Annotated in this window: 21 protein-coding genes; 10 read left to right on the top strand and 11 right to left on the bottom strand. The window is 50.2% G+C overall.

Annotated features, from left to right (window positions below; all coding sequences use genetic code 11):
• The first annotated feature begins 139 nt into the window (after positions 1-139).
• From H3001_RS14055 to H3001_RS14045, 3 genes are all read left to right on the top strand, one after another.
• Positions 140-532: a DUF2721 domain-containing protein gene (locus tag H3001_RS14055; RefSeq protein ID WP_178244244.1), complete on the top strand. Its 393-nt coding sequence runs from the start codon at positions 140-142 to the stop codon at positions 530-532.
• 79 nt (positions 533-611) lie between these two features.
• The gene (locus H3001_RS14050; RefSeq protein WP_181215263.1) at positions 612-1,889 is read left to right on the top strand and encodes a GTP-binding protein; all 1,278 of its coding nucleotides are present in this window, start codon (positions 612-614) and stop codon (positions 1,887-1,889) included.
• A gap of 11 nt (positions 1,890-1,900) precedes the next feature.
• Positions 1,901-2,668 carry an SDR family NAD(P)-dependent oxidoreductase gene (locus tag H3001_RS14045; protein WP_181215262.1) on the top strand — a complete coding sequence of 256 codons (768 nt, stop codon included), beginning with the start codon at positions 1,901-1,903 and terminating at the stop codon, positions 2,666-2,668.
• A 156-nt stretch (positions 2,669-2,824) separates the two neighbouring features.
• Here the strand turns inward: H3001_RS14045 and H3001_RS14040 are convergent, their stop codons facing one another.
• The 6 genes from H3001_RS14040 to H3001_RS14015 form a co-directional block, all read right to left on the bottom strand.
• Positions 2,825-3,697, bottom strand: a complete 873-nt coding sequence (locus H3001_RS14040; protein ID WP_178244257.1) for an aldose 1-epimerase family protein — start codon at positions 3,695-3,697, stop codon at positions 2,825-2,827.
• Between the two features lie 44 nt (positions 3,698-3,741).
• The gene (locus H3001_RS14035; RefSeq protein ID WP_178244241.1) at positions 3,742-4,242 is read right to left on the bottom strand and encodes a GAF domain-containing protein; all 501 of its coding nucleotides are present in this window, start codon (positions 4,240-4,242) and stop codon (positions 3,742-3,744) included.
• A 138-nt stretch (positions 4,243-4,380) separates the two neighbouring features.
• Positions 4,381-5,259 carry a nucleoside phosphorylase gene (locus H3001_RS14030; protein ID WP_181215261.1) on the bottom strand — a complete coding sequence of 293 codons (879 nt, stop codon included), beginning with the start codon at positions 5,257-5,259 and terminating at the stop codon, positions 4,381-4,383.
• Between the two features lie 26 nt (positions 5,260-5,285).
• Positions 5,286-6,287: a flotillin-like protein FloA gene (floA, locus tag H3001_RS14025; RefSeq protein ID WP_178244239.1), complete on the bottom strand. Its 1,002-nt coding sequence runs from the start codon at positions 6,285-6,287 to the stop codon at positions 5,286-5,288.
• A gap of 93 nt (positions 6,288-6,380) precedes the next feature.
• Complete coding sequence (locus H3001_RS14020) at positions 6,381-6,857, bottom strand: NfeD family protein (protein WP_178244238.1); 477 nt, start codon at positions 6,855-6,857, stop codon at positions 6,381-6,383.
• A gap of 418 nt (positions 6,858-7,275) precedes the next feature.
• On the bottom strand, positions 7,276-8,685 hold the full coding sequence (locus H3001_RS14015) for a tetratricopeptide repeat protein (protein ID WP_181215260.1): 1,410 nt from the start codon (positions 8,683-8,685) through the stop codon (positions 7,276-7,278).
• Between the two features lie 298 nt (positions 8,686-8,983).
• On the opposite strand from H3001_RS14015, the gene H3001_RS14010 reads away from it, so the two are divergent.
• Positions 8,984-10,186, top strand: coding sequence for a pyridoxal phosphate-dependent aminotransferase (locus tag H3001_RS14010; protein WP_178244236.1), 1,203 nt, complete (start codon positions 8,984-8,986; stop codon positions 10,184-10,186).
• Between the two features lies 1 nt (position 10,187).
• Positions 10,188-11,438 carry an ABC transporter permease gene (locus H3001_RS14005; RefSeq protein ID WP_181215259.1) on the top strand — a complete coding sequence of 417 codons (1,251 nt, stop codon included), beginning with the start codon at positions 10,188-10,190 and terminating at the stop codon, positions 11,436-11,438.
• Positions 11,439-11,502: 64 nt separating this feature from the next.
• Here the strand turns inward: H3001_RS14005 and H3001_RS14000 are convergent, their stop codons facing one another.
• Positions 11,503-12,204, bottom strand: coding sequence for a Crp/Fnr family transcriptional regulator (locus H3001_RS14000; protein WP_178244234.1), 702 nt, complete (start codon positions 12,202-12,204; stop codon positions 11,503-11,505).
• Positions 12,205-12,321: 117 nt separating this feature from the next.
• Between H3001_RS14000 and H3001_RS13995 the strand changes: the two genes are divergently transcribed.
• A complete protein-coding gene (locus H3001_RS13995) occupies positions 12,322-14,547 on the top strand; it encodes a DUF5686 family protein (RefSeq protein ID WP_181215258.1) in 2,226 nt (741 codons plus the stop codon).
• 156 nt (positions 14,548-14,703) lie between these two features.
• Here the strand turns inward: H3001_RS13995 and H3001_RS13990 are convergent, their stop codons facing one another.
• The 3 genes from H3001_RS13990 to H3001_RS13980 are packed head-to-tail and all read right to left on the bottom strand — an operon-like array spanning position 14,704 to position 16,589.
• A complete protein-coding gene (locus tag H3001_RS13990) occupies positions 14,704-15,336 on the bottom strand; it encodes an outer membrane beta-barrel protein (protein WP_181215257.1) in 633 nt (210 codons plus the stop codon).
• Between the two features lie 16 nt (positions 15,337-15,352).
• The gene (locus tag H3001_RS13985) at positions 15,353-15,994 is read right to left on the bottom strand and encodes a DUF4136 domain-containing protein (RefSeq protein WP_178244231.1); all 642 of its coding nucleotides are present in this window, start codon (positions 15,992-15,994) and stop codon (positions 15,353-15,355) included.
• Positions 15,995-16,034: 40 nt separating this feature from the next.
• Positions 16,035-16,589, bottom strand: a complete 555-nt coding sequence (locus tag H3001_RS13980; RefSeq protein ID WP_178244230.1) for a DUF4251 domain-containing protein — start codon at positions 16,587-16,589, stop codon at positions 16,035-16,037.
• A 231-nt stretch (positions 16,590-16,820) separates the two neighbouring features.
• Here H3001_RS13980 and H3001_RS13975 point away from each other — a divergent pair, with 231 nt between their 5' ends.
• The 4 genes from H3001_RS13975 to H3001_RS13960 all read left to right on the top strand — a co-directional run bounded on the left by H3001_RS13975 (position 16,821) and on the right by H3001_RS13960 (position 21,180).
• Positions 16,821-17,474: a hypothetical protein gene (locus H3001_RS13975; RefSeq protein ID WP_178244229.1), complete on the top strand. Its 654-nt coding sequence runs from the start codon at positions 16,821-16,823 to the stop codon at positions 17,472-17,474.
• Between the two features lie 29 nt (positions 17,475-17,503).
• Positions 17,504-18,679 (top strand): MFS transporter, encoded by a 1,176-nt coding sequence (locus H3001_RS13970; protein ID WP_178244228.1) that lies wholly within the window; start codon positions 17,504-17,506, stop codon positions 18,677-18,679.
• 89 nt (positions 18,680-18,768) lie between these two features.
• The gene (locus H3001_RS13965) at positions 18,769-19,932 is read left to right on the top strand and encodes a DUF3843 family protein (RefSeq protein ID WP_181215256.1); all 1,164 of its coding nucleotides are present in this window, start codon (positions 18,769-18,771) and stop codon (positions 19,930-19,932) included.
• Positions 19,933-20,121: 189 nt separating this feature from the next.
• Positions 20,122-21,180 carry a replicative DNA helicase gene (locus H3001_RS13960; RefSeq protein ID WP_181215255.1) on the top strand — a complete coding sequence of 353 codons (1,059 nt, stop codon included), beginning with the start codon at positions 20,122-20,124 and terminating at the stop codon, positions 21,178-21,180.
• Between the two features lie 99 nt (positions 21,181-21,279).
• Here the strand turns inward: H3001_RS13960 and H3001_RS13955 are convergent.
• Positions 21,280-21,414: transposase (locus tag H3001_RS13955; RefSeq protein WP_181215254.1), on the bottom strand; the 135-nt coding region annotated here is incomplete at its 5' end.

The raw sequence follows: 21,414 nt of genomic DNA, 5'->3' as shown, positions 1-21,414 counted from the left end.
TGGTTCTCTGGCAATGCTTTTTTTGTTTCCGGACATTTCCATCTGCCTTCCGGACCGACATCCGGGGCTTTCCTTTCACCTATTTATATATTCGAAAATAAATTGCTATTTTTGCAAAACAAAAAAAGACAAAAACATTATGGACGAACTGACACTTAGTACCCCCACCCTCCTCTTCTCGGCAGTCTCACTGATTCTGCTGGCTTATACCAACCGTTTCCTTTCCTACGCCCAACTGGTGCGTATCCTGAAGGAACAATACGTAAAGCAGCATTCGGAGGTTACCGCCGCACAGATCGCCAATCTGCGCAAGCGGCTTTATCTCACACGCAGCATGCAGGTGCTGGGAATCTCCAGCCTGTTCTTCTGCGTCATTTCCATGTTTCTCATTTACATCGGCCTCCACGACTTGTCGGTATATGTCTTCGGCCTTGCCCTCCTGCTGCTGATTGCTTCCCTGGGAGTATCCATCTGGGAAATACAGATTTCCGTCAATGCACTGGAGATTCATCTGAAAGACATGGAATCCTGATTCCGCCACCAGCGAGAATCCTTTGCAGGGAGCATTTCCCTGCCGTCAGATTTAGTTACTTACAAAGAAACCCATTTATATGAATCAGAAAGAAATTCCTGTACTGCTGCTGACCGGTTATCTGGGAAGCGGAAAGACCACCCTGGTCAACCACATCCTGTCGAACCAGCAGGGCATCCGGTTCGCAGTGATTGTCAACGACATCGGAGAGGTCAACATCGACGCCAGCCTGATCCGCAAGGAAGGCATTGTAGGCAATAAAGACAAGAGTCTGGTCGCCCTCCAGAACGGCTGCATCTGCTGCAGCCTCCAGTCGGACCTGGTGGCACAAATGCTGGAACTGATGCAGCTGAACTGCTTCGACTACATCGTCATCGAGGCCAGCGGCATCTGTGAACCGGAACCCATCGCACAGACCCTCTGTTCCATCCCTTTCATGGGAGGAGCCTATACGCAGCACGGAATATGCCGGCTGGACTGTATCGCAACGGTGGTCGATGCCCTGCGGATGCAGGATGAGTTCGGTTGCGGAGAGGCACTTGCGGAAAAACCGGCAACGGAGGAAGACATCAGAAACCTGCTGATCCAGCAAGTCGAATTCTGCAACCTCATCCTCCTGAACAAGGCAGATAAGGTCAGTCCGGAACACCTGGAACACATCCGTGAGGTACTCCGTGCCCTGCAGCCTCAGGCAGCCATCCTGACCTGCGACCATGCAAACGTAGCACTCGACCGGTTGCTGCACACCGGGTTGTTCCACTACGGGGCCACGGCAGCCTCGGCAGGCTGGGCGGTTGAAATGGCCCATACCACCTGTGAATGCGGACATACCCATGACGCACACGAGCATGATGCGCATGAACATGATGCACACGGACACAATCACGAAACGCATGAGCACCGTTACGATGAGCACGGCTACTGCAGTTGCGGACACCATCATGCGCACGACAAGAGTCATGCGGATACTTACGGCATTACGACCTTTGTCTATACGGCCCGTCCGCCCTTTCAGACAGCGAAATTCGACCGGTTTATCGCCCAACAGTGGCCGGCAGGCGTCATCCGGGCCAAAGGAATCTGCTATTTCAGTGAAACGCCCGACATCACCTGCATCTTTGAGCAGGCCGGACGACAGAAGCAACTTACGGAATCGGGACTATGGTATGCCACGCTTCCACCCGATGAACTGGAAAGAAGAAAGCAGCAGGAACCGGAAATGTTCAGGGAATGGGATGAAGTCTATGGCGACCGCATGCAGAAGCTGGTCTTCATCGGCAAGGACCTGGACAAGGAAACAATCATCCGCCAGTTGGATGCCTGCCTGGACAAAGATTGCCTCATTACCCAACCCTAATAGATTTGATCATGAAACTGCAACATAAAGTATGTGTACTCACCGGTGGAGGTGCCGGTATCGGACGCTGTCTGGCGGAAACCTTCCTCCGTGAGGGAGCCCGGGTATACCTGATCGACAAGGAGATACCCGACTGTGAATTGTATCAGCCGTCATCCGGAATCAAATGGTTCCGGGGAGACATTGCCCGGCAGCAGACACTGGACGAGTTTGCCGACTGGGTACTGGAGCAGGAAAGCGGCATCGACATCCTTGTCAACAACGCCTGCCTGGTGAACGGAGGCATCCTTTCCGACTGTTCATACGAGGATTTTCTCTATGTACAGCAGGTGGGAGTAGCAGCTCCCTACTGGCTGACGAAGCGCTTCAAGCCGTATTTCCGAAAGGGAGCAAGCATCGTCAACCTCTCGTCGACCCGTGCTTTCCAGTCGCAACCCGATACGGAGAGCTATACCGCTGCGAAAGGAGGCATTACGGCACTGACGCATGCCCTGGCTGTCAGTCTCGGAGGCATTGCCCGTGTGAATTCCATCGCTCCCGGATGGATTGAGACGGCCCGTTTCCATGAGGGAACTGCGGTTCCGGCTTATGCTCAGGCCGACCTGGAGCAGCATCCGTCCAGACGGGTCGGAGAACCGGAAGACATTGCCCGTGCGGTACTGTTCCTGTGCGACGAGCGGAACAGTTTCATCAACGGCACCAACCTGACCATCGACGGAGGAATGAGCAAGCTGATGGTTTATCATAACGACTGTGGCTGGCAACTGGAAACGGAATGAGAGGACCGTTGCCTGCCGGCATTAACAAATTCCCCCGGAATCCCATGCCTACTGACGATGGAATTCCGGGGGAGTTTGTTTGGATTCGGATGAACCGCGGTACGCGATGCCAATACATGCAGCCCACCGCAAGCCCTACCTCACCGTATGACGGACTTACTTGATCTCGATGGTATATACCGATTCGAAGACTTCACCGGCTTCAAGATGCTGCATCCATTCCTTGTCCTTGAGTTCCCCGCTGAAATGTGCGCGGTCGCAACGGCCGTACCAAGGTTCGATACATACAAACGGAGCATTCTTGGAAGGAGGCGACCAAAGTCCCACTACCGGAGCCTCAAACTGCATGGACAGCCACGGACGACGGTCGGGAGTATAAAGTACCACTTCCTTCAACTGGCTGTTTTCCAGTATCAGGGCATCGCGGTCGAAGGTATGCACGTCAATCGGCAGCAAGCCCTCTTCGTTCAGTGTCAGCGGATAACGGGTGTCCGGATCGGCACAACCCTTTTCTGCCACCAGAATATACTCCAGGTCTTCCTTGCGGTCGAATCCGAAATAACCTTTCATTGCTTCCTCTGCCTTGAATCCGGGATAATAGAAAGCCGGATGCGCTCCAATCTGGAAAAGCAGGGTTTCGTGTCCGGTATTTCTGACCTTCCACATGACATCAATCTTCCGTCCTCTCAGACGATAACCGATTTCCAGTTCAAAATCGAACGGATATTTCTTCCGCGTCTCCTCGTTCGATACCAGGCGGAAACGGACCTCGGCAGCCGACTCATGAAGCAGTTCGAACTCCATGTCTCGGGCAAAACCGTGCTGTCCCATCTGATAACTCACTCCCTGATGGCGGTAAGCACCTTCCCACACGCTTCCCACAAACGGGAAGAGCACCGGAGAATGGCGCTTCCAATAAGCCGGATCGGCCTGCCATAAATACTCTGTGCCATTGGCCCTGATACTGGCCAGTTCCGCACCAAACGACTTGACGCCAATGGTCAGTTCCGAATTTGATAAAATTTTCATCATGTTGTTCTTATTGTGATTTGGTTACTGTTGAATGCGCGTCCTTACCGGGCCAGTCCTGCCAGCAAGTCACATACCTGCTCCAGGTAACGCTGGTCCACCTTGTCGAAGGTATTCAGTTCGTCGCTGTCGATGTCCAGCACGCCCAGTACCTTACCGTCCCGGCAAATGGGAACGACAATCTCCGAACGTGAAAGCGAACTGCAGGCGATGTGTCCCGGGAACTGGTCGACATCGGGTACCACCTGAGTGGTCTGCTGGACCCATGCCGTACCGCATACCCCTCTGCCCTTCCGGATGCGGAAACAGGCGACACTGCCCTGAAAAGGTCCCAGCACCAGTTCATTGTCTTCTGAAGCCCCCGGACGTACGATATAAAAGCCTACCCAGAAAAAGCCGAACGCTTCTTTCAAGGCCGCTGAAGTATTCGCCAGAATACTTACCCAGTCGGTCTCCCCTTCGAGGAGGGTACGCAACTGCGGCAGAAAGGCTTCATAACGTGCTTCTTTTCCCAGTTCTTCTGCTTGCTTGAATGATTGTTCCATATCTGTTATTCTACTTATTATTCTTTGTTACGTGTTCTACAAAACCTGCACAACAAAGGTGTGGCAGAACTCCAGCGAAGCCGTTTCTGACACACCCTTCTGTCTCATTTCTTATACTGCGATGGAATCCTCCGCATGTTAAATCCGGTCGAGTACCACCCGGATCAGGTCGTCAATCTGTGACTTGTAACCCGTATTGGCCTCCTTGGCCACACGGTTGGCAATTACCATGCACACCGTAGTAGCCTTGTGTCCCATCAGACGGGCCAATCCGGCCAATGCTGAACTTTCCATTTCAAAGTTTGTAATCCGGTGTCCCTGATACTCAAAGCTTTCAATCTTCTCGTTCTGATGCGGGTCGGCCAGAGGAATACGCAACTGACGTCCCTGAGGACCGAAGAAACCGCCGCAGGCCACCGTAACCCCTCTCACCATATCCTTACCGGCAATGCGTTCCACCAGTTCGGCATCCGCATCCACCACGTAGGGAGCCGGCGCACACAGGTTGCCGCTCCATCCCAGATGGTTGAGCAAGGCCCGCTCCATCGGCAGGTCGCACACCGCATTTCTGCCTGCATAGAAATTCAGCAAGCCGTCGAAGCCCACCGACTTTTCCGAGCAGATAAACGTACCGACAGGAGTAAAGGGCTGCAGTCCGCCGCAAGTGCCGATCCGCACCACCTCCAGCTGACGGAATTCCTCTTTCTCCATGCGTGTATCAAAGTCGATATTGGCCAGTGCATCCATCTCATTCATCACAATGTCGATGTTGTCACAGCCGATACCGGTAGAAGTCACCGTAATCCGTTTTCCCTTATAGGTACCTGTTACCGTATTGAACTCACGGCTGGAGATGTCACATTCCTTGGTCTCGAAATGCGAAGCCACCAACGCTACCCGTCCCGGGTCACCCACCAGAATCACCTTATCTGCCAACTGTTCGGGTCTTACATGCAAGTGAAAAACCGAACCGTCCGAATTAATAATCAATTCGGAAGAAGGAAAATACTTTTTCATATGTCTAAGTTTAATTAAGTAAAGTTCTATTTGCTGAGCGGTTCATTCAGCGACTTGTTGGGATCGGGATGTGCGATGCTCTCGCGCATTACCGTATCGGCCTGAATGTTCTTCATACGGTAATAATCCATGATACCCAGGTTGCCGCTACGGAAGGCATCCGCCATGGCCTTTGGCACCTCGGCCTCAGCCTGAATCACGTTGGCTCTTGCCTCTTCGGCCTTGGCCTTCATTTCCTGTTCGAGGGCCACTGCCATGGCACGGCGCTCTTCAGCCTTGGCCTGTGCGATATTCTTATCAGCATTTGCCTGATCAATCTGTAAAGAAGCTCCGATGTTGCGGCCTATGTCAATATCCGCGATATCGATGGACAGGATCTCGAAAGCCGTTCCGGCATCCAGTCCCTTACGGAGCACCAGCTTGGAGATAGAATCCGGATTCTCGAGAACCGACTTGTGGTTTTCCGACGAACCGATGGAAGACACAATACCCTCTCCTACACGTGCCAGTACCGTATCCTCACCGGCACCACCCACCAGCTGGCGGATGTTTGCACGCACCGTCACACGGGCCTTGGCAATCAGCTGAATACCATCCTTGGCCACCGCCGTTACCGGAGGAGTATCAATCACCTTCGGGTTGACCGACATCTGTACTGCCTCGAACACATCCCGTCCGGCCAGGTCGATTCCCGTAGCCATCTGAAACGAAAGTTCGATATTGGCCTTCGAAGCCGACACCAGTGCATGTACCACCTTCTCCACATGACCTCCTGCCATGTAATGCGCTTCGAGCTCATCACGGGTGATGGTCTTCAGTCCCGCCTTGTGGGCCTCGATCATCGCAGGCACGATGGTATAGGGCGGAACGTTCCGGATACGCATCAAAAACAACTGCACCAACGAAATATGTACCCCGGAAACCTTAGCCGACAGCCAAAGGAAGAAAGGAACATAATGGAAAAACACCGCCAACAGCACGATACTTCCGCCTGTCAGGACAAAAGGTAAAACACTAGCATCAATCATACCTATCAGATTTTATAGTTTACATTAAGTTATCAGTTTATCTGCCTCCGGAGAAAGAGAACCCCCTCCTCCTCAAGGGCAGGCATTTTCGGGTTAACGGGCATCGGCCACCGGTATCACAATCACCGTACTGTGCTCTATCCGGGCAACCTGGACCGGCATGCCTTCTTCGATAAAGCCACCGGCAGAACGTGCTTCAATCACCTTGCCGTTAATCTCCACGTTGCCGATCTGCGCCAGCCGTGTCAGGGCAGTACCCTTATCACCTTCCTTTATCTGCGCATTCTCCAGCGGATTGTAACAATAGTCGAGTGATTTTTTCAAGGACAGGCGGTCAATCGTCCTCGATTTCATGAACCATACTGTCAGTCCGACCACTTCCAGCACGGCAATGAGAAGTACCCAAATACTCACTTCCGTACCCAGTGTCAGGAAGCTATAGACCACCGCTCCCAACAGACTCACCACCGCTCCTACGCCGGACACACTGATACCCGGAGCCACCGCAAACTCTACGGCAAACAGGACTGCACCAATGAGGAGCAATGCAACAATTACAATGACTTCCATCTCTTCATATCACATTTAAAGTTAATACCACTCCGGGAATCCAGGTCCCGGACATTGAGCGGAACGGAAATGCAAGCAGGAAATTACTGCCGGACAAGTGCCTCTATACAGATAGGCAACAAAGGCCCGATTCCTGTCCCCTCTGAATACAAATATAATGGAATTCTCTGAAAACGAAAAGATTTTCTTCCAAAAAGCATTGCCCACCTGCTGTCCATCATGTATTGGCGCAGTTCCGGCATTCCAGCGAGCGGAAAAAGATTCTTCATTGTCCGTACCGGAACGCATCATTGTCTTTCAAAGAAAAGCTGCCCGCCTTTTTCAGAAAGACCGCGGCCTTTTCCGAAAAGACGGGCAGCTTTTGCTGCACACTTGCTTATGGGTTTCAAAATCCATAAGCACAATATTACTCATGCATTTACTTACTGCGTCCCCACGACTGAATCTCGGTATTCCGCACCTTCACTTCCAGGCTGGCTACCTCCTTGCGCAGGCCCTCTATTCTGCGTTCCATATCCCGCATGCCGGGAGTCATCTGCTGCCGGGTTGCTTCGGGGGCCGCTGCGTATTTCTCACGCAACCGCTGCAAGGTTCCCTGCAGATCCTCAAGGTCCTTGTTTTTCTGTGCCAGCTGCTGATACTGTTCACGCGCCTTCTTCGAAGAGAAGTCGGACAACTGGTCGTAAACCGTATTGTCATTCACCACAAACACAAAATCCTTTCTGCGCTTCGCATCATTGTCTCCGTACATCAGCTGCGCCAGTGTCTGCTTGGCAATGCGTACCTTATCCTCGTCGGTCCAGGTCGTGCGGATTTCCTTCAAGGTTGCCGCCGCAGCCAGTTTCTCCGGATCGGTATTCTCATAGTCATAAACCTCTTTTGAAGCATTGGGAACAAAGACATACACGCAGACCTTTCCTTCGGGCTGATAGCGGTCGGACACAAACCATCCCAGGTTATTGTAATCGTCGACCACATACATATAATCATTATACGGAGAGTTGAAAGGCATTCCCATATTGTCCGGACGCAGGTACTCGTTAGAATCCGAATCATAGCGGGTCACGAAGATATCGTATTTACCCAGACTCTCTTCTCCCTCGGCGGCATAATACAAGGTAATACCGTCGGCTGCCAGGAACGGATAGTCCGGATTCTGCCCCTCAATGCCACGGAGTTTTTCCGGATCGCCCCACTTGTCGATCAGGCGGAAGCTCGACCACAGCGCGGATCCCTGCTCACCGGGAACCACATAGATTTTCTTATTTCCCAATTCATTGACAAACTGCACGTTCTTTCCGCTTTCATCCGCCACAATCTCTCCGGCATCCTTACTCAACTTATAGGCAGAAAGGAAATCAGGCTTGCTCACCACAAAACTGTCTACCACCACCACCTTTTCCGTAGCCCGGAACATGCGGGCAGCCATCCGGCAATGCGCCAGTTCTCGCTCGGCAGCCTCCGTATTGCGGTCCTTCTTCTCCAGCCAGTAGATATGCTGTTCCATGTTCTCTACCGCCTCGTCAAAACGGTACGTATCGCAATACAGCCGTCCCAGATACAGATAGGCATTGATGACCTTGCGGGCCGCACTCTTTTCCAGATAGGGACGTGCCTCCTCCAGGTCGCCCCCTTCATAACAGCATGCCCCGTACCAGAAGTTGTAGTTGGCATTCGACGGAGCCTGTTTCACCAGTTTCCGGAACACCGGGCGCGCCTTTTCAAATTCTCCGTTCTCAAACCATCTCCGGGCTTGTGTCAACGTCTGGGCAGTCGCCGTTCCGGCACAAAAAAAGGCCAATAATAAAGGGAGATATTTCTTTTTCATAAGATCCATCCAAATTTTATGGTTAATTTCAGATTCTCAAAACCTATTATCAGCGAAAAACCCCTCTCCTAGGAGAGCTGTCTGTCTGAAGTCATGCACAAAGATATACATGTTCTTTCAGAAAACGATATATTCTCACATAAAAGTTACGGCATCATTAAGAGTTTTCTAAAAGTTTTGTTAACTTCGCAGAAAATCTGTCCTGCCCGACCGGGGAAAAGACAGGGCACTGCACTTTCGGGCAGAGAACACCCGACATCAGGACAGGAGTTTAGAATAAACGAACATTTAAGAAATTATGCCACAAATATCTATTCGCGGAAATGAAATGCCGGAATCGCCTATCCGGAAACTGGCGCCTTTGGCCGAAGCTGCCAAGTCGAGAGGAGTTCATGTATACCATCTGAATATCGGTCAGCCCGACCTTCCTACTCCCAAAGCAGCCCTGGATGCCATCCGCCACATCGACCGTACCGTACTGGAATACAGTCCGAGTGCCGGATACCGCAGCTATCGGGAAAAGCTGGTAGGCTACTACAAGAAATACAACATCAACCTGACTGCCGACGACATCATCATCACGACCGGCGGTTCGGAAGCCGTACTGTTCGCGTTCATGAGTTGTCTGAACCCGGGAGACGAAATCATCGTGCCGGAACCGGCCTATGCCAACTACATGGCCTTTGCCATTTCTGCCGGAGCGGTGATCCGTACGGTAACCACTACCATCGAAGAGGGATTCTCCCTGCCGAAGGTGGAAAAATTCGAAGAACTCATCAACGAGCGTACCAAAGGTATCCTGATCTGTAACCCTAACAACCCTACCGGCTACCTGTACACCCGCAGGGAAATGAACCAGATCAGAGACCTGGTGAAGAAATACGACCTCTTCCTCTTCTCGGACGAAGTGTACCGTGAATTCATTTATACGGGTTCTCCCTATATCTCGGCCTGCCACCTGGAAGGCATCGAGCAGAACGTGGTACTGATTGACTCTGTTTCAAAGCGGTATTCCGAATGCGGTATCCGCATCGGTGCCCTGATTACCAAAAACCCGGAAATCCGCAAGGCCGTGATGAAATTCTGCCAGGCCCGTCTGAGTCCTCCACTGATCGGACAGATTGCCGCAGAAGCCTCACTGGACGAACCGGAAGAGTATTCAAGAGAGATGTACGACGAGTACGTGGAACGACGCAAGTGCCTGATTGACGGACTGAACCGTATCCCCGGTGTATACTCACCGATCCCGATGGGAGCCTTCTATACCGTTGCCAAACTGCCGGTTGACGATGCGGAAAAATTCTGCGCATGGTGTCTGTCCGACTTCAACTACGAAGGAGAGACTGTCATGATGGCCCCGGCAGCCGGTTTCTACACCACACCCGGAGCCGGAAAGAACGAAGTGCGTGTGGCCTATGTATTGAAGAAGGAAGACCTGGTACGGGCACTGTTTGTGTTACGCAAAGCCCTGGAAGCTTATCCGGGACGTGTAGACGAATGATATGAACTGGAAGTTTTTCATGGCCCGCCGGATTTATAAAAGCAATGAAGGCGGGAAGGAAGTATCCAAACCGGCAGTCCGCATCGCCATAGCGGGAATCGCTATCGGACTGGCGGTCATGATTATCTCGGTGGCGGTGGTCATCGGTTTCAAGCATCAGGTCAAGGACAAGATTACGGGACTGAGTGCAGACATCCTGATTACCAGTCTCGCGGAAATACAGTCGTACCAGGCAGCAACGCCTACCGTAGCCGACAAGGACCTGACGGACCGGCTGGAGGGTATTGCCGGAGTGGCTCATGTACAGCGCTATTCCACCAAACCGGGAATGATCATGACAGGTGAGAATTTCCAGGGAATGATGCTGAAAGGAATTGCGCAGGAGTACCGGCTGGATTACCTGAGAAAGCATCTTGTGGAAGGAGAAATACCGGCATTTACCGATTCGACAGCCAGCAACCAGGTAGTGGTTTCGCAAACGATTGCCGACCGACTGAAGCTGAAGGTGGGTGACAAGCTGAATACCTATTACCTGGACGAGCACATACGCGTACGGCGACTGACCGTGGCCGGCATCTACCAGACGCATTTCTCTGCCTTCGACGACCTCTTCCTGCTGACGGACTTTTACACCGCCAACCGGTTGAACAACTGGGACAAGGCCCTGGCAGGCGGCATTGAGGTCAAGGTGGAGGAAGGCCAGGACAACCATTCCGTAAACGACTGCATCATCGAACTGCTGGACAACTACAGCAAGGAGCACCAGTATACCGAATACTACTCGCGCACCGTTCAGGAAGTCTATCCGCAAATCTTTGCCTGGCTCGACCTGCTGGACATCAACATCTGGGTCATTCTCATCCTGATGACCGGAGTAGCCGGTTTCACCATGATTTCCGGACTGCTGATCATCATTCTGGAGCGCGCCAACATGATCGGGGTACTGAAAGCCCTGGGAGCCGACAATACCTCCATCCAGAAACTGTTCCTCTCTTTCTCCTTCTTCCTCATCCGGAAAGGAATGCTGTGGGGGAATATCGTGGCACTGGTCCTCTGTCTGGTTCAATACCTGTTCCAGCCCTTCAGACTCGACGAAAGCATTTACTACATTCCGTACGTTCCCATCGAACTGAACCTCGGAATCTGGCTGCTGCTGAACGTCTGTACACTGATTATATCCGTATGCGTACTGGTCGCTCCTTCGTACCTGATCAGCCGCATCCATCCGGTGAAATCCATCCGGTTTGAATAAAAAAACAGGGTCCCGAAAACTTCTGCGAGCTTTCGGGACCCTGTTTTTTCCGGAAATAACGGAATCAGCCTATCCGGCTTATTTTCTTCAGTTTTTCTTCATCAATCAATTTGATCTTACGTCCGTCAATGATAATCAGGTTTTCAGAAGCGAAATTGGACAAGGTACGGATGGCATTCGAAGTCGTCATGTTCGACAAGTTGGCCAAATCCTCCCTCGACAAATAAATACTGAGTGTACACTGGTCTTCCTCTACCCCATATGTTTCTTTCAGGAACAACAGCGATTCTGCCAGACGACCGCGGATATGCTTCTGCGTCAGGTTCACCGTACGCTCGTCTGAGATGCCCAAATCTTTCGATAATTGCTTGATGAAAAACATAGCCAGTTCAGCATTCTCTTGTATCAATTTCACGATCACAGGCATGGAGATCAGGCAGATTGTACAAGGCTCAAAAGCTGCGGCAGCCGTTACAAAGTTTTCTTCGGCAAAATAAGCCCGATAAGCAAAATACTCCTTGTTCTTGATGACACGGATAATCTGACTGCGTCCGCCTACCCCATCTTTATAAATCTTCACCTTACCACTCAGCAGGCACATCAGATGCCGCGGAGTCTCCCCCTCACAATAGATGGTCTCATTCTTTTTGTATTTCTGGATTGTAAAATTCTGCGCAAGATACTCACGCTGCGCCTCAGTCAAAGGTTGCCATAAATCAGGTATGCTTTCGGCAATTTCGCTTTCTGTTAATTCCTTTTTCACCATAAATGCTATAAAACCATGTTTTGCAGCACAAAGATAGCACAAAAAAATATATTTTTCGATTTTATACTTAAAAAAAAGCTCCTGAAAATACCTATTTATTATATATTTGCTCTTGCAATGCAAAAGAAAAGAAAGGATTTATCCACACGATATCGCTCTGTTCTGTCAGCTTTAATCATGCTGCTTTGTTCGCTGCACGGAATGGCCGGGACCGTACAACTGACGGCCCCGGAGAAACCTTATGTGAGTGATTCTGTCCTTCACCAGATTTACCGGCAGGCTGCCATATACGCAACCGCCGTAAAAGAATACAAGGCCGACCTGTATCTGAAAGGCAACCTGCAGCTCCACAAGCGGAACCGGATAGTAAAATATCTTCCCTCGATGTTCCGCTTCGAGAAAAATGTAAACGAATACATCCACGAGTCACTGAGTGAACTGCATTTCACCAGTCCCCGTATCTACGACCGGAAAATCAGGGCCGTATCCACGACCTTCCTGGGAGGGAGCAGCCGTTTTTTCGACATCCTCGACTTCCTGAAATTCAACCTTTACGCTCCGGCAGTCATGGGAGACAAGATTCTTTCTCCGCTGAACGAACAGGCCAGCATACACTATACCTACCTGCTGGACTCCATCGACTATCAGAAAGAGGGGGAATGGTACAAGATCAAGTTCATCCCGCGCTACCGCAGCACGCAGCTGCTCGAAGGTTTCTTCTGGATTTCTACCTCCGACTGGACCCTGCGGAAAATCCATTTTAAAGGAGCCTATAACATGCTGAAGTTCAAGGTACTCATGCAGATGGGAAACAACGAAGAAGACAGACTCCTGCCACAGTTGTTCAACATCAACTTCAATTTTATCTTCCTGAAGAATCACATCGAAATGGACTATACCGGCTGGATGACCTATAACTCCATCCAACTGGCTACCCCGGAGGACTTGGTGCAGCTGGCCAAGCGCAAAGAAAAATGGTTCGGGCAGGACAAGGAGAAATTCAACCTGTCGAGTTCCTACGTGCTGACCTGCGACACCAACAGTCTGGTACAGTCGCGGGATTCGTTCGCCCGCATCCGGCCCCTGCCACTGACGAACTACGAAGACAGTCTCTACATGGCCTTTGACGAACGGAGGAAGATTCATCCGGAAGACACACTGAAGAAAGAAGAGACCCGCCTGAAGAAAAACCTGGTATATATGGGTGAAATCGGAGACGCACTCATCAGCAGCTACAACATCGACATGTCGAACATCGGAAGCATTACCTGCTCACCGATCATCAACCCGCTGCTGGTGAGCTACAGCCACCGGAACGGATTTGCCTACCGCCAGGAGTTCAAGTACAACAAACTGTTCCACGACGGAAAACTGCTGCACATCGTCCCGCAAATCGGATACAACTTCACCAAAAAGGAGTTGTATGCCATGCTCGACGGGGAGTTCGTCTACAACCCGCTGAAGAACGGAAGTTTCGGTATCAGTGTAGGAAACGGTAACCGCATCTACAGCAGTATCGTGCTCGACCAGTTGAAGGAAAGGAACGATACCGCCCTGTTCAGTTTCGAGAACCTGAACCTGGACTATTTCAAGGATGTGTACCTGAACCTCTCACACAACATTGAGGTTGTCAACGGGCTGAAACTGTGGACAGGTATCTCCATGCACTGGCGCCACGTGGCAGAGAACAATCCCGACGTGGCTTCCCGCGTCCGGCTGAAATACAACAGTTTCGCCCCGAGAATCCGTGTGGAATGGACTCCCAACATGTATTATTACATCAACGGAAACCGCAAAGTCAACGTCGGTTCCTATTATCCGACCTTCATCTTCGATTACGAACGAGGCTTCAAGCTGATGAAGAATTCGGGAGAATACGAACGCTTCGAGTTTTCGGCGGAGCAGAAAATCCGGATCCGCAACCTGCACACCATTGCCTACCACATCGGTGGAGGATTCTTTACCAACCAGCAGGACATGTACTTTGTGGATTACGTCAATTTTGCCAACCGCAACCTGCCGGAAGGATGGAACGACGACATCGGCGGTACCTTCCAGATGCTCGACGGACGGTGGTACAATGCCTCGCGCCATTATTTCAGAGGGAACATCACTTACGAGACTCCCTTCCTGCTGCTCTATCCCGTATCGAAACTGCTGTCGTTCGTACAGAAAGAACGGATTTACGCCGGTATCCTGTTTATGCCATATCTGCATCCGTACTTTGAACTCGGATACGGAATCGGTACCCATGTATTCGATTGCGGAGCATTCATCGGAAACGAGAACGGCAAGTTTACTTCCGTAGGCTTTAAGTTCACCTTCGAGCTGTTCAACAAATAATCCCGGACACGGCCGACGGGGTACAGAGGCTGTATTTTTTCAGTTGTCACGCTTGACAGTACCAGCATACACGGCATAAAAAAAGAGGCTGAGACAGCCTCTTTTTACTGTTTCTGCCCCTCTGTGAAAGCGGCAGATGAACCAAGCTAAACCGATTTAGAAAATGATACCCAGACGGAAACCTGCATTGCTCTGACCGTCAATGTCTGTAGTCAGCGTAACGGTCTGGTTCGTCATGAAACTATAGTAACCTGCCAGATGCAGTCCGATCTTCTTTTCACGGAAAGGAAATACCTTTATACCCAATTCAGGAGAAGCATAAAATCCCCAGGCCGAATCATACACCCCGCCGGTACCGTAATACGTGGTATTGCGCGCATACACCGCTCCCAGTTTGGCTCCCGCATAAAACTTAAAGCTGTCGCTGTTATACAGATTATACGCCGTAGCCGCACCAAAAGGAAGCTGATAAGCCGAACGCTGCTGGTCGGTAGTCAGCGACTCCGTAGGAGACAGTGACAGTACCTGACGGTCGATATACTTATGATTGGTATGGAAATTGATGAACGCACCTGCCGACCAGCGGGAAGTAATATCATACAATCCCTCTATGTTCATACCCCATCCACTGATCTTATCTGCAAAATCGGTAGAAAGAGGAGCATTCATCTGCCAGTCAACAATCAGATGCGCTTTCGACGAATTCCACTGTCCGTACGCATTCCCCATGCAAAAAGCCATTGCGCTCACCAGCAAGGCCAGTCTCCGAAATATTCTTTTTGTTTTCATAATTACCTTCCTCCTGTTATTTATTACGTGTGATATAAGCCGACTGCATAAAGGCCTGGTCAATACCAGACACCATCAGCTGCAGATTCAGCTTACCGCTACTATACTTGAATCCCTGTGCATTGGCATACCACACCACCGGTATGGTCTGTGACGTACTTCCTTCTCCTTCCTGCTTCCGGGTAAGGTCTACCATCTCCATCACCAGTGCATTGGTGTCGTACGAGTAAGTGACCGGATACGGATAATACCATCCTCCTCCCCACCAGGGGCCCCAGAATCCGGTATCCCACCATCCGTTCCAATACCCGCCGGTCACCACCTGAGTGGTTTCGGCAATGTAGGAAAGCTGTACACCAAAATCGGCTTCATCCTTTTTCTCCGGGTCCGTAATACGCGTGTATCCCCTGCTGTTCAGATTCGCCTCTACCTCCTTGATCAGCGTCTGGGCATTTTCGTCCTTCCAGTAAGAAGCCCGTATGGCCCCCGCCTCCAGGATACTATCGGGCAGGAAATAAGTCGTATAAGCCGAAAAATCCGTACTGTTGTCATAGTCCGTATAGACTACCATATTCCCGTCGAGATTGCTCAGATCCGGGTCTTTTTCACAAGCTGACACTCCCAGTGCCAGACATGCCAGAAATAAAATCTTTTTCATAAGTTTCTGTTTTTTATTCATTCAAATCATATGTTCCATCTCAGAACGAACGTCCCTTGAATACATTGCTCTTTTCCAGCGGCAACAGCACACCGTTCAGTGTCATCCGGTTGGAGTTGAAGTTCGGGCTGATTTCCACCGAAGCCCGATTGCTGCCTCCTGCCATCGTGATATCCACGCGGGCAGAAATACCGGTACCCATCACATTCATGGAAACCCTTACGGTACCCTTCTTGCTCTTCTTCACCTCGTAAGACGTCACCTTACCTTCTACAGTCACTCCTCCCAGACCGTTCGGTCCTGATACCGGAATGTTGAAAGCCACCTGTACCACAGCCTCATCGTCTTTCACCGAAACAAAGTTGGTATTTGCGTTCACATATGCCGTCTGGCCATACTTGAACACCACCTGGTCTGCCTCCAGCGTAAACATCTTGTTATCTATTGCCTGTACCGCCTCAGCAAACATCAGACTGTCCAACCGCTCCTGCAGTTCTTTCTTCTGTTCGCGTGTCAGTTCCTTTTCTACTTCCTGCGCCTGGATGCCCCCTACTGTAATCAGTAAAGTCAGCATCATAAATAACATCTTTTTCATCGTTCTCTCATTTTAAAACTTCTATTCATAAAACAAATCTCAGGCCCGTTCACTGCATTAAAGCAAATTAAAAAAATGCCTCTGATGTGAATATTCATAAAAATAAATTCTTATCTTTATATCGGACAAGACAAAAGTAATAATCAGACAGATACTCCACAAGTCATCTGATACTGACTGTACTTTTCCGGTGTCTCAAATGCATCATTAACTAACTAAAACCTCGATGATATGACACAACTTTCCGACATTACCCTCCTGATAGCCGTAATCGCACTTGCCCTTTGGCCGGTAGTCCTGTTCCTGCTGCGCGTCATTCAGGACCGTAAAAGACGGCTGGCACACCTGGAACGGATGACACGTAATGAACTGGACGGAATCAGTACACAGGAACTGGTGATACGCACGCTGAAGAAAATCGGCTGCCAGCCCGAAATCAATGAGGAAGGACATGTATCGTTCAAGTACCAGGGCGATGACTTCTACATTGCTGCAGAAGAGGAAAACCGCTTTATCATGATCTGGAATCCCTGGTGGGGCTCCATCAGCAACGACAATGAGGCCCTTCCTTTCCTGAAGGAAATCATCAACCTGTCGAACGTGAACTCACTGGTGACTACCGTATACATGGCCGATGAAGACGAAAAGACCATCGGTCTGCACTCGCATTGTCATACCTTCTTTTCTCCGGTGGAAGCCGAGCCCGATGAACACTTGAAGATGCTGCTCGACTATTTCTTTGATACCCACAATACCATCAAGGACAACATGAACCAGCTGGGAGCAACCGCCATCGAGGAAGAACAGAAGAAAGAGCGGGTAAAAGTGAAAGGATTTGCTGCCTACAAGGAAAACACCATACCTATCGAAACCCAGAGTAATTGAAATTCGGAGGAATTTATTACATTTGCGGCATGAAAAAGGTGTTAGAAGAAAATAAAGGCGTGCCTTTGTCACTGTTATGGACACTGGCCGGTATCGCAGGCATCTCTGTTGCCAATTTATATTACAACCAGCCTCTGCTGAACCGAATCAGCGAGGACCTTGGCGTTTCGGAATTTACAGCCAACCTGATTCCCATGACGACACAGATCGGGTATGCACTGGGACTGCTGTTCATCATCCCGTTGGGAGACTTATGCAAACGGCAGCACATCATCATTGTCAACTTCCTGCTGCTGGCTGTCTCCATGCTGGGATTCGGCATGGCCAACCACATCGGTTTCGTACTGCTGGCATCGGCCATTACCGGAATATGTTCGGTGATGCCGCAGATCTTCATTCCGATAGCCGCACAGTTTTCCGAGCCGCACAAAAAGGCACAGAACGTAGGCATCATTGTCAGCGGACTGCTTACCGGTATCCTGGGCTCACGGGTGGTGAGCGGTATCGTCGGTGAATACTGGGGATGGAGAACCATCTTCTACATCGCATCCGTACTGATGCTGATCTGCATTGTCATCATCATCCGCATCCTGCCGGACATGCCTCAAAATTACAAAGGCACCTACGGCGGGCTCATGAAATCACTCTTTACCCTTATCAGAGAAAATGCGACCCTGCGTCTGGTTTCCGTCAGAGCCGGACTGTGCTTCGGATGCTTCCTGGCACTGTGGGCCTGTCTGGCATTCAAGATGAGCGGGGCTCCTTTCTATGCCGGAAACAACGTGATCGGCCTACTGGGACTGTGTGGAATGGCAGGAGCACTGACCGCTTCCTTTGTCGGAAAGTTTGTCCAAAAACTGGGAGTGCGCAAATTCAACTTCATCGGATGCGGAATCCTGATTCTGTCATGGATTATCCTTTATATCTTCCGGGACAGCTATCTGGGTATCATTTCGGGCATCATCCTGATTGACATAGGTATGCAGTGCGTACAGATCAGCAATCAGACCTGCGCGCTCTCACAGGCTCCTCAGGCAGCCAACCGGGTGAATACCATCTTCATGACCACTTATTTCCTGGGAGGAGCCACAGGTACCTTCCTGGCCGGAACCTTCTGGCATCACTTTGAGTGGGCGGGAGTCACGGCAGTCGGCATCGGTCTTGCCAGCTGTTCCCTGCTCGTCACGCTGTTCACCAAAAAATAAAAACCGTATACCGGACAATGGCTGTACCTGCCGGATGCTTATGCCCGCAGCCGCATCCATTGTCCGTAAACCCTATCAACCCTTGAACCATGAAACATTCGAAAATCTATCCTAACGAATGGATGCAAATCCATCCATATACCCAGCAACAGCCTTCGGACATGTATTTTGTGGGACTGGCCAACCGTCTGTATGAAAGCCTCAAGGAGTCGGAACTTCCGGATACCTATCAGCGCAAGTTGGCCCTGTACGCAGCGGCCTATCTGGAAGACCTCATTTCGGGACTGGGACTCTGGGAAAGTTTCACGCAAGAGCATCGTCGCCTGTACGGCCGTACACTTCCTTTCTATCCGACAGAGGCTGACTATTGTGAGGGAGAGCCGAATCTGTCGGACCTGAAATTCCTTGTCTGGAACACCTGGCAGAAGGCCCTATTTCCCCATCCTTATCTTTCTCCGGAAGACCCGGATATCGACAGACTGGCCGGTCTTCTTGCGGCTCCATTGGCACAAGCCTACGAGGAAGCTCCGGAGAATGAATGCCTGAACGGGTATTTCGATGCCCCGGGCAGCGAAAAAGAGGGGTTACAGAAACTGACCTGGCTGTTCGGACATACCTATCTGACTGAACCGTCCATGGCGCCTTACATCGAACGGGTAACTCCGTCCGACCGCTTTATCATTCCGACCGGACCACTGGCTCTGTTCCTGCACGAATGGGTCGACTTGCTGTCCGAAAATACCGACTGGAAGAAAATCAAGGGACTGTATCTTGCGGAAAACCCTGTTCCGGCACAGACCAAAGAAAAGAACCGGGAAATGTACCGTCTCTTTACCGCCCAGACCCAAGGACATCCTGTAGTCTATCTGAACGGGTATGACGAACTGCGACGGTTCCTGGTGGATGTGTTGAAATGGCAGGACGACGACAATCATACCCTTCCGCATCTGAAGCCTTTCCGCAACTTCATTCTGATGACCAACGAGGAAAAAGGCATTCTGCTGGCCAAGGACATCTGCGAGTATATCTCCGACCCGGCCAATCCGCTCTATGATAAGGAAAAGGCTCAGGCCAATGCCTTCCGCCTGCTGACGGAAGAGACCCTCTGTCCGCCCGACCTGCTGACCTTATGCATCCGTCAGAAATGGTTGCCGGAAGCCGTCATTCCGGGTACACAGACAGCCGGTCTGGTCACCGAAAATGCCGACTTCATTGCACGGCATTCAATGCTGTATTATTACAGAGGAGACTGATTTCCTAAGGAATAATATCCTAAAGTGATCATTTGACAACATTCTTAAGTACGTCTTGCCTGGCAATACATGATTCGTTCTGTCCCCAACCAGGTAAGACATACTTATTTCCATATACTATGATAAAATACGGAAAACCTTCATTCAGTTAAACCAGTTGAGACATACTCACTCTTAAAAATAAATGATATGATTACCGACTTTCATGACAACCTCTTAAATCATTCTCACCCTTCAGATTCATATGACCACTCACAGGAAAGCACTTCAAATGGAGTCTGGCGCATAGCGGAACTAATCCCTGAAGCATTTGAGAAAATCGTAAAGTCTGCCAGCCATGGTAGTGGAATAAGTGGTATTCCAAGTGGCTTTGACTCTTTAGATCAGCTGACAGCCGGTTGGCAGAATGGTGAACTCATCGCCATTGGAGGACGACCAGGAATGGGAAAAACGGCTTTCATCCTTTCCATGCTCAAGCGAATGACGGTCGATAATCACATTCCGGCAATGCTGTTTTCTCTAGAGGTGAATGAGTACCAAATAGCTAACCGGCTGCTTTCTTGCGTATGTGAAATTCCTTGTGAAAAACTTAAGAAAGGACTACTGGCTCCTTATGAATGGGGACAACTCGATTATAAAATCAAAGAGCTGAACGATGCACCTTTATACCTAGACACTGCCGCTGCATTAACCATCGAGGAACTTTGCCAGAAAGCACAAAATGCGGTCAAAGAGTATGGTGTCGGCCTAATTGTCATCGACTACCTTCAACTGCTTTACCAGAAAATAGCCTACTCTGAATCCCGGTATACTGAATTAAACTATTTTACAAGAAGATTGAAAAGCCTGGCCAAAGAGCTGAATATTCCCATCATCATCACTTCCCAGTTGAACCGAGAAACTGAAAGAAGAGGAGGGCTCAACGGTGGACGTCCTCAATTAAGTGATTTACGTGACAGCGGTACCATCTGTGACGATTGTGACATGGTCTGCTTCATCCATCGTCCGGAATATTATCACATCTATCAGGATGAGCAGGGATACGACCTGCATGGAGTCGCTGAGTTCCAGATAGCGAAACAGCGAAACGGTACCCTCGGAAAAATATTATTGCATTTCCGAGAAGAATATGCCTGTTTCTACCCCATTGAACAACAGAAAGAAATGAAACAGGCAGTAAGACCTTCCCGTATCAGTCCCTCTGAGCAGCCTCCATTTAATTTCCCTATACCCGATGCTCCTTTTTAAATCACACGGATAGAAGGTGTATTGATAAAAACTTCTTCACCGGCAATATAAAGAGAGGCTGTCTCAAAATAAACTTGAGATGGCCTCTATTGTTTCATCTCAGATTGGTCCGAACTCAATTTCAACCTTCTTAAGTCCACGAAGATGGAACCTCTTGAAGTGTTTGTTGTTCTTGAGGTTTCCAAATACTGCTTCCACATCCTGCGGTCGCTGGCTGCGATATTTCAGACCTTC

Source organism: Phocaeicola faecicola, from assembly GCF_013618865.1.
Classification (GTDB): Bacteria; Bacteroidota; Bacteroidia; order Bacteroidales; family Bacteroidaceae; genus Phocaeicola; species Phocaeicola faecicola.
Note: the sequence above shows the minus strand (reverse complement) of the source record. Positions and strands in the feature narration are given on the sequence as shown.

Excerpts from the sequence above, each read along its gene's own strand:
- H3001_RS14055 (WP_178244244.1), top strand. The coding sequence starts at position 140 with ATGGACGAACTGACACTTAGTACCCCCACCCTCCTCTTCTCGGCAGTC.
- H3001_RS14050 (WP_181215263.1), top strand. The coding sequence starts at position 612 with ATGAATCAGAAAGAAATTCCTGTACTGCTGCTGACCGGTTATCTGGGA.
- H3001_RS14045 (WP_181215262.1), top strand. The coding sequence starts at position 1,901 with ATGAAACTGCAACATAAAGTATGTGTACTCACCGGTGGAGGTGCCGGT.
- H3001_RS14040 (WP_178244257.1), bottom strand. The coding sequence starts at position 3,697 with ATGAAAATTTTATCAAATTCGGAACTGACCATTGGCGTCAAGTCGTTT.
- H3001_RS14035 (WP_178244241.1), bottom strand. The coding sequence starts at position 4,242 with ATGGAACAATCATTCAAGCAAGCAGAAGAACTGGGAAAAGAAGCACGT.
- H3001_RS14030 (WP_181215261.1), bottom strand. The coding sequence starts at position 5,259 with ATGAAAAAGTATTTTCCTTCTTCCGAATTGATTATTAATTCGGACGGT.
- floA (WP_178244239.1), bottom strand. The coding sequence starts at position 6,287 with ATGATTGATGCTAGTGTTTTACCTTTTGTCCTGACAGGCGGAAGTATC.
- H3001_RS14020 (WP_178244238.1), bottom strand. The coding sequence starts at position 6,857 with ATGGAAGTCATTGTAATTGTTGCATTGCTCCTCATTGGTGCAGTCCTG.
- H3001_RS14015 (WP_181215260.1), bottom strand. The coding sequence starts at position 8,685 with ATGAAAAAGAAATATCTCCCTTTATTATTGGCCTTTTTTTGTGCCGGA.
- H3001_RS14010 (WP_178244236.1), top strand. The coding sequence starts at position 8,984 with ATGCCACAAATATCTATTCGCGGAAATGAAATGCCGGAATCGCCTATC.
- H3001_RS14005 (WP_181215259.1), top strand. The coding sequence starts at position 10,188 with ATGAACTGGAAGTTTTTCATGGCCCGCCGGATTTATAAAAGCAATGAA.
- H3001_RS14000 (WP_178244234.1), bottom strand. The coding sequence starts at position 12,204 with ATGGTGAAAAAGGAATTAACAGAAAGCGAAATTGCCGAAAGCATACCT.
- H3001_RS13995 (WP_181215258.1), top strand. The coding sequence starts at position 12,322 with ATGCAAAAGAAAAGAAAGGATTTATCCACACGATATCGCTCTGTTCTG.
- H3001_RS13990 (WP_181215257.1), bottom strand. The coding sequence starts at position 15,336 with ATGAAAACAAAAAGAATATTTCGGAGACTGGCCTTGCTGGTGAGCGCA.
- H3001_RS13985 (WP_178244231.1), bottom strand. The coding sequence starts at position 15,994 with ATGAAAAAGATTTTATTTCTGGCATGTCTGGCACTGGGAGTGTCAGCT.
- H3001_RS13980 (WP_178244230.1), bottom strand. The coding sequence starts at position 16,589 with ATGAAAAAGATGTTATTTATGATGCTGACTTTACTGATTACAGTAGGG.
- H3001_RS13975 (WP_178244229.1), top strand. The coding sequence starts at position 16,821 with ATGACACAACTTTCCGACATTACCCTCCTGATAGCCGTAATCGCACTT.
- H3001_RS13970 (WP_178244228.1), top strand. The coding sequence starts at position 17,504 with ATGAAAAAGGTGTTAGAAGAAAATAAAGGCGTGCCTTTGTCACTGTTA.
- H3001_RS13965 (WP_181215256.1), top strand. The coding sequence starts at position 18,769 with ATGAAACATTCGAAAATCTATCCTAACGAATGGATGCAAATCCATCCA.
- H3001_RS13960 (WP_181215255.1), top strand. The coding sequence starts at position 20,122 with ATGATTACCGACTTTCATGACAACCTCTTAAATCATTCTCACCCTTCA.